Origin of the sequence: Modestobacter caceresii (genome assembly GCF_000761485.1) — a bacterium.
In the GTDB taxonomy this organism is placed as follows: Bacteria; Actinomycetota; Actinomycetes; order Mycobacteriales; family Geodermatophilaceae; genus Modestobacter; species Modestobacter caceresii.
The window spans coordinates 1-7,800 of sequence record NZ_JPMX01000080.1 but is presented as its reverse complement, the minus strand read 5'-3'; the positions used below and the strand labels follow the sequence as shown (position 1 = coordinate 7,800).

Here is a 7,800-nt window from a genome sequence, read left to right as displayed (position 1 = left end):
TCCTTCGTCGGGGGTGCGGTGGCCGCACCGGCCGGCTCGGGCCGGTCGGCGACCGGGGTGGCACCCTCCGGTGCCGCGTCGGCGGTGCCGTCCCCCTCACGGGAGTCGGTACGCACCGAACTGCGTGCCCGGTCGCTCATCCCAGTCTCCTGTCGCCCTGCGGCCCTCGCCGCGTCGGTGCACCCACCGGGTCCGCCATGGTGCAGAGGGCGGTGGGCCGGTCACTGCGGTGGTCGTCGCACAGCCCGGAGCGCGGACGTCGTCGTCCGCAACACCGGTCTGGCATCCGCCCCACCCTAGGCGTCGGGCTCGTCGTTGTCCGTCGTACGCGCGATAGCCACGATGGAGACGTCCTCCGGCAAGTTCATGAGCTTGACACCCATGGTCGCCCGGTCCCGGGTGTGCCGGACGCCGTTCACCGGGGTGCGGATGACCCCGCCGCCGGAGGTGATGGCGTAGAGCTCGTCACCGAGCACCACGGCCAGCGCCCCCACCAGGGCACCCTTGCGGGCCTTGGGGTCGGCGGTGAGCACGCCCTTGCCGCCCCGGCCCTGCTCCGGGTAGTGCTCGATCCCGGTGCGCTTGGCGTAGCCGCCCTCGGTGGCGACCAGGACGTCGACGCCCTCCTGGACCACGATCATCGACAGCAGCGTGTCGTCCGGCGCCAGCGAGATGCCGCGCACGCCCTCGGTGGCCCGGCCCATCGGGCGCAGCTGCTCGTCGTTGGCCCTGAAGCAGATCGACATCGCCTTGCGGGTGACCAACAGCAGGTTCTGGTCCGGGCTGATCAGCGCCGCACCGACCAGCTCGTCGTTGTCGCGCAGGTTGATCGCGATGACGCCGCCGGAGCGGGGGGAGTCGAAGTCGGTCAGCCGGGTCTTCTTCACCTGACCGCGGGCGGTGGCCAGCACCAGGTACGGGGCGACCGTGTAGTCCTTGATCTGGATGACCTGGGCGATCTTCTCGTCCGGCTGGAAGGCCAGGATGTTGGCCACGTGCGCGCCACGGGCGGTCCGGGCCGCCTCGGGCAGCTCGTAGGCCTTGGCCCGGTAGACCCGGCCCTTGTTGGTGAAGAACAGGATCCAGTCGTGGGTCGACCCCACGAAGAACTGCTGGACCAGGTCGTCCTGCTTGAGCTGCGCGCCCATGACGCCCTTGCCGCCGCGCCGCTGCGAGCGGTACAGGTCGGCCTTGGTGCGCTTGGCGTAGCCGGTGCGGGTGATCGTGACGACCACCTGCTCCTCGGCGATGAGGTCCTCCATGGAGACGTCACCGTCGTTGGCCACGAACTGGGTGCGCCGGTCGTCACCGTACTTCTCCACGATCTCGGCGAGCTCGTCGCGGACGATCTGCCGCTGCCGCTCGGGGGAGTCCAGGATCGCCTGCAGCTCGGCGATGCGGGCCTCGATCTCGGCCAGCTCGTCCAGGATCCGCTGCCGCTCCAGAGCGGCGAGCCGGCGCAGCTGCAGGTCCAGGATCGCGACGGCCTGGATCTCGTCGACGTCCAGCAGCTCCATCAGCCCGCTGCGGGCGGCCTCGGCCGACTCGCTGCGGCGGATGAGGGCGATGACCTCGTCCAGGTGGTCCAGCGCCTTGGCGTAGCCGCGCAGGATGTGTGCCCGCTCCTCGGCCTTGCGCAGCCGGTACCGGGTCCGCCGGACGATGACCTCGATCTGGTGGGTCACCCACAGCCGGATCAGCTCGTCCAGCCGCAGCGTGCGGGGCACACCGTCGACGATGGAGAGCATGTTGCAGCCGAAGGTGGTCTGCAGCTGGGTGTGCTTGTAGAGGTTGTTCAGCACGACCTTCGCGACGGCGTCCCGGCGCAGCGTGATGACCAGCCGCCGGCCGACCCGGTCACTGGACTCGTCGGCGATCTCGGAGATCCCCTGCAGCCGGCCGTCGCGGACGCCCTCGGCGATCGACTCGGCCAGGTTGTCCGGGTTGACCTGGTAGGGCAGCTCGGTGACGACGAGCTGCACCCGGCCCCGGCTGTCCTCCTCGACGGTGACGACGGCGCGCATCCGCACCGAGCCACGGCCGGTGCGGTAGGCGTCCTCGATGCCCTCACGGCCGACGATCAGCCCGTGGGTGGGGAAGTCCGGGCCCTTGACCCGCTCCATGCAGGCGGTCAGCGCCTCTTCCGCCTCCGCCTCGGGGTGCTCGAGCATCCAGAAGACGGCGGCGGCGACCTCGCGCAGGTTGTGCGGCGGCATGTTGGTGGCCATGCCGACGGCGATGCCGGCCGAGCCGTTGACCAGCAGGTTGGGGATGCGCCCCGGGAGGACCAGCGGCTCCAGGTTCTTGCCGTCGTAGTTGGGCTGGAAGTCGACGGTGTCCTCGTCGATGTCCCGGAGCATCTCCATGGCCAGCGGGGTGAGCCGGGCCTCGGTGTACCGCATGGCCGCGGCCGGGTCGTTGCCCGGGGAGCCGAAGTTCCCCTGCCCGTCGATCAGCGGGTAGCGCATCGACCACGGCTGGGCCAGCCGCACGAGGGCGTCGTAGATCGACGAGTCACCGTGCGGGTGGTAGTTGCCCATCACCTCGCCGACCACGCGGGCGCACTTGACGGTCGCCCGGTCGGGCCGGAAGCCCTGGTCGAACATCGCGTACAGCACGCGGCGGTGCACCGGCTTGAGGCCGTCCCGCACGTCGGGCAGTGCGCGGCCGACGATGACCGACATCGCGTAGTCGATGTAGCTGCGCTGCATCTCCTGCTGGAGGTCGACCGGCTCGACGCGGTCGCGGCTGGGTGTCTCTGTCACGTCTGGTTCTCCACAAGTCGATACACAGCGGTGGATGAATGCGCACTACACGCGCCTCGGGGTCCTCGCCCCTCGGCCCCCGCTCGGGGGCGAGGGGTCCTTCCTCAGACGTCGAGGAAGCGGACGTCCTTGGCGTTGCGGGTGATGAAGCTGCGGCGGGCGACGACGTCCTCGCCCATGAGCACGCTGAACAGCTCGTCCGCTGCGGCAGCGTCATCGAGGGTCACCTGGCGCAGGATCCGGCTCTCCGGGTTCATCGTGGTCTCCCACAGCTCCTTGGCGTCCATCTCACCGAGGCCCTTGAACCGCTGGATCGCGTCGTCCTTGGGGAGCTTGCGGCCCTCGGCAGCGCGGCTCTTGAGCAGCTCGTCCCGCTCCCGATCGGTGTAGACGTAGTCGTCGGGGTTCTTGTTACCCCACTTGATCTTGTACAGCGGCGGCTGCGCCAGGTAGACGTGGCCGGCCTCGACCAGCGGCCGCATGAAGCGGAACAGCAGGGTCAGCAGCAGCGTGGTGATGTGCTGGCCGTCGACGTCGGCGTCGGCCATCAAGATGATCTTGTGATAGCGCAGCTTCGACAGGTCGAACTCGTCGTGGATCCCGGTGCCGAAGGCGGTGATCATCGACTGGACCTCGGTGTTCTTCAGCACCCGGTCGATGCGCGCCTTCTCGACGTTGATGATCTTGCCGCGGATGGGCAGGATCGCCTGGTACATCGAGTCGCGGCCGGACTTCGCCGAGCCACCGGCCGAGTCGCCCTCGACGATGTAGACCTCGGAGTTCCGCGGGTCGGTCGAGCGGCAGTCCGCCAGCTTGCCCGGCAGGCCGCTGACGGTGAGCAGGCTCTTGCGGGCGAGCTTGCGGGCGTCCTGCGCGGCCCGGCGGGCCCGGGCCGCCGAGGTGGCCTTGGTGATGATCGTCTTCGCCTCGGCCGGGTTGGCCTCGAACCAGTGCCCGATCTGGTCGTTGCAGACCTTCTGCACGAAGCCCTTGACCTCGGTGTTGCCGAGCTTGGTCTTCGTCTGGCCCTCGAACTGCGGGTCACCGAGCTTCACCGAGACGATCGCGGCCAGGCCCTCCCGGATGTCGTCACCGGTGAGCTTGTCGTCCTTCTCCTTGAGGAGCTTCTTCTCGATCGCGTACTTGTTCACGATCGAGGTCAGCGCCGCCCGGAAGCCCTCCTCGTGGGTGCCGCCCTCGTGGGTGTTGATGATGTTCGCGAAGGTGTGCACCGACTCGGAGTAGGCGTCGGACCACTGCATGGCGACGTCGACCGACATCGCGGTGTCGTTCTTGCCCACGCCGTCGGCGGAGAAGCCGATGACCGAGCGGTGGATCGCGGTCTTGCGGCGGTTGATGTAGGTCACGTAGTCGACCAGGCCGCCGTCGTAGCGGTAGGTGACCTCGGTGGGCTCGAAGGCGGCGGCCTCCGCACCGACCGTCGGTGCGGCCTCGGCCAGCGAGGCCTCGTCGGCGGCGCCGGTCTCGGCCTTGCTGTGCCCGGGGCGCTCGTCGCGCAGCACCATGGTCAGGCCCTTGTTGAGGAAGGCCATCTCCTGGAGCCGGCGGTTGATCGTGTCGAAGGAGTAGACCGTCGTCTCGAAGATCGTCGGGTCGGCCCAGAACGTGATGGCCGTGCCCCGCTTGTCCGTCGGGCCGACCTCGGTCAGCGCGCCGGGCTTGGCCACGTCGTAGTGCTGGGTCCACTCGGTCCCGTTGCGCCAGATGCGCACGTCCAGCGCGTGGGAGAGCGCGTTGACCACGGTCACCCCGACGCCGTGCAGGCCACCGGAGACGCCGTAGCTCTTGCCGTCGAACTTGCCGCCCGCGTGCAGGATGGTCATGACGACCTCGACCGTGGGCCGCTTCTCCACCGGGTGCATGTCGACCGGGATGCCACGGCCGTTGTCCTCGACCCGGACGCCGCCGTCGGCGAGCAGGGTCACCCGGACGGTGTCGCAGTAGCCGGCCAGCGCCTCGTCGACGGCGTTGTCCACCACCTCCCACACCATGTGGTGCAGGCCCCGCTCACCGGTCGAGCCGATGTACATGCCGGGGCGCTTGCGGACCGCGTCCAGCCCCTCCAGGACGGTGATGGAGCTGCCGGAGTAGGCGTTCTCGGTCTGCGGCTGAGCGACCACGTGGGGCCCTTCTCTTGCGCAACCTCGCGGCCGCGGCGCCACGTCGACGACGATGTCGAGGCGCGCAGGACGGCTCTCAGCGGGCTGCTGGGGGTGTGTCCCCTCCAGAGTACCGGGTGCGTACACCGCAGACCGCCCGTCCGGGGCCTGACGTGGCGCGAGAGCCTCTCCCGACTCACGCGCCACCACCGGTGTTGCCCCCCGGGTCGACACGCCGTCCTGTGTCGACTGGAGCCGGACGTTCCACGTGGAACGCCGCTACGGGACCAGCAGCTGGGCGGTGGCGAGCTCGCGGTAGAGCGGGCTGGTGTCGACGAGCTCGGCGTGCGTGCCGACGGCGACCACCCGCCCGGCGTCCAGGACGACGATCTGGTCGCTGTCGACCACCGTGGACAGCCGGTGGGCCACCACCAGCAGGGCCCGGTCGGCCGCCGCCGCGGCGAGAGTCTCGCGCAGCAGGCCCTCGTTGCGGGCGTCGAGGCTTGCGGTCGGCTCGTCGAGCAGCAGCAGCGCCGGCCGGGCCAGCAGCGACCGGGCGATCGCCAGCCGCTGGCGCTCACCACCGGACAGCAGCACCCCGTCGTCCCCCACGGCGACGTCCAGTCCGCGGGCGGAGCGCTGCACCACGCCGGTCAGGCCCACGTCGGACAGCGCCTGCCACAGCTGCTGCTCCCCGGCGTCCGGCGCGGCGAGCAGCAGGTTCTCCCGCACCGTGCCGGCCAGCACCGGCGCCTCCTGCTCGACGTAGCCCATCCGGGCGCGCAGGGCGGCGCGGGGCAGCTCGCGCACGTCGGTGCCCGCCCACCGGACCGTCCCGGCCGACAGCGGGTAGAAGCCCTCGACCAGCTCGAGCACCGTGGACTTCCCCGCGCCCGACGGCCCGACCAGGGCCACCCGGCTGCCGGCCGGCACGGTGAAGGAGACGTCGTGCAGCACCGCCGTCCCGTCCGGGTAGCCGAAGCCCACGCGGTCCAGCTGGAGCAGCGGCACAGGGTCAGCGCCCGTCGGGGTGCGGAGCACCGCCGGCGACCGGCCGGCTGCCGGGCGCTCCGGCTCCTCGTCGTGCTCGGGCTCCAGCGCCAGCACCTCCTGCACCCGGGCGAGCGCGCCCAGACCGGTCTGCAGCTGGGTGTAGGAACCGATCAGCTGCCCCAGCGGCATGACCAGCAGGAACAGGTAGAGGATGAAGGCGACCAGGTCGGCGACGGCGATCGAGCCGGTCGCCACCCGGTAGCCGCCCAACCCCAGCACGGCCAGGAACGCGCCCTGGACGGCGATCGAGCCGGCCGGTGAGACCAGCGCCTCCAGCCGGGCGACCTGCACCCCGGCGGTGAACGCCCGCTCGGCGCTGGTGCCCACCGTGTCCACCTCCCGGGCGGTGGCCCCGCTCGCCCGGATCGTGCGCACCGCCGACAGTGCGCGCTCCACCGCTGCGCTCATCGCGCCGACCTGCTCCTGCGCCTGCCGGGACAGCTCCCGGACCCGGCGGGAGGCAAGCACGGCGGTGGTCACCCCGACGCTGACCGCCAGGACGGTGACCAGCAGCAGCCAGACGTCGACCAGGGCCATCGCCACCAGCGCGCCGACGCCGACGACCACCGAGCCGACGATCTCCACCACGCCGCTGGTGACCGCGGCCCGCAGCAGCGTGGTGTCCGAGCCCACGCGCGACATGAGGTCGCCGGTCCGGCGCCGGTCGTACTCGGCGATCGGCAGCCGGAGCAGCCGGTCGACCAGCAGCCGCCGGGTGCTGAGGACGACGCCCTCGGCGGTCCGCTGCAGCAGGTACTGCTGCCCGGCCCCGAGCACCGCGGCCGCCACCAGGACGACGACCAGCGCGACCACCCCGGGCAGCACCGCACCGCCCGAGCCGACCGCGCTGATCACCTGCCCCACCAGTGCCGGCTGGGCCAGCGCGGCCGCGGCCGAGAACAGCGAGAGCACCGCGGCCGCCCCCAGCGCCCGGCGGTGCGGGCGCAGCAGCGGCAGCAGCTCGCGCAGCCCGGCGGACGGCGTCGGTTCGTCCGTCGCCGTCCCGCCCGACGTCATCGCGGTGGTGCTCAGGCCGCGGCGGCGAGTGCGCCGACCACGGCGGCCAGCAGCCGGGCGTGGTGCTCGATCAGCTGCGGGCGGTTGGCGTCGGGCCGGATGGCGGCGACGAAGCCGGCCGCCGACCAGACCTCGTCGCCGTCGTCGGTGCCCAGCAGCGACTGCCGGACGACGGGGTCCTCGGCGATCCGGCGGACCTGCGGGCCGTCCTCGGCGGCGAGCAGCACCCAGCGGCGGTCGAACTCGGGGTCCGGGCTGGGGATCTGCAGCATCCCGCCGGTGCCGTGCCGCCACATGCGGGCCGGCGACAGCCGGAAGGCGGGCACCGAGCCCAGCACCGGCGCCGCGGTGATCGCGTGGGTGCTCACGAAGCCGCGCCCGACCGGGGAGACGATGTCGAAGGCGACCAGGTCCAGGCCGTTGCCCCGCCCACGCAGGACCCGGCTGGCCTGGTCCTCCTTCCCGGGGCGGACCGGCGCCGACCGCACCAGCGCGGTGAGCGGCTCGTCCTCCGGGGCGGTGCCGTCGGAGAGCACCCAGCCGAACTGCTGGGCCCACAGCTGCGTGCCGTAGGGGTCCGCGGCGACGGCCGGGTCCGGCTGGACGTCGCGGTACCCGGCGCCGGCGTCGTCCCCGGACCGGGAGCGCCCGCCACCGAACAGGCCGCCCAGTCCCCGGCGGGGACGGTCGGTCTGCGCGGGCGGTGGCGCCTCGGACTGCCACTGGTCGGGACCCGGCGGCTGCCAGGCGGCCTCGTCCCGGGTCGTGGCCGGCGGGACGGACGCCTGCGGGGTGGACGGGGGCGGGGACGTGGCCGGGCGTTCCGGCTCCACCGCCGGCAGGTC

The 7,800-nt window shown here is 72.1% G+C and carries 4 protein-coding genes; all 4 read right to left on the bottom strand.

Annotated features, from left to right (window positions below; translation table 11 throughout):
• Positions 1-296: 296 nt before the first annotated feature.
• Entirely contained in the window at positions 297-2,765 is a 2,469-nt protein-coding gene (gene gyrA, locus IN07_RS17570) for a DNA gyrase subunit A (protein ID WP_036338058.1), read from the bottom strand.
• 104 nt (positions 2,766-2,869) lie between these two features.
• Entirely contained in the window at positions 2,870-4,906 is a 2,037-nt protein-coding gene (gyrB, locus tag IN07_RS17565) for a DNA topoisomerase (ATP-hydrolyzing) subunit B (protein ID WP_036338057.1), read from the bottom strand.
• 258 nt (positions 4,907-5,164) lie between these two features.
• A complete protein-coding gene (locus IN07_RS17560; protein WP_052091434.1) occupies positions 5,165-6,955 on the bottom strand; it encodes an ABC transporter ATP-binding protein in 1,791 nt (596 codons plus the stop codon).
• Between the two features lie 11 nt (positions 6,956-6,966).
• A partial coding sequence (locus IN07_RS25890) for a hypothetical protein (RefSeq protein ID WP_052091433.1) occupies positions 6,967-7,800 on the bottom strand: 834 nt, incomplete at its 5' end.

Coding starts and splice junctions, on each gene's coding strand:
- IN07_RS17560 (WP_052091434.1), bottom strand. CDS start 6,955: ATGACGTCGGGCGGGACGGCGACGGACGAACCGACGCCGTCCGCCGGG.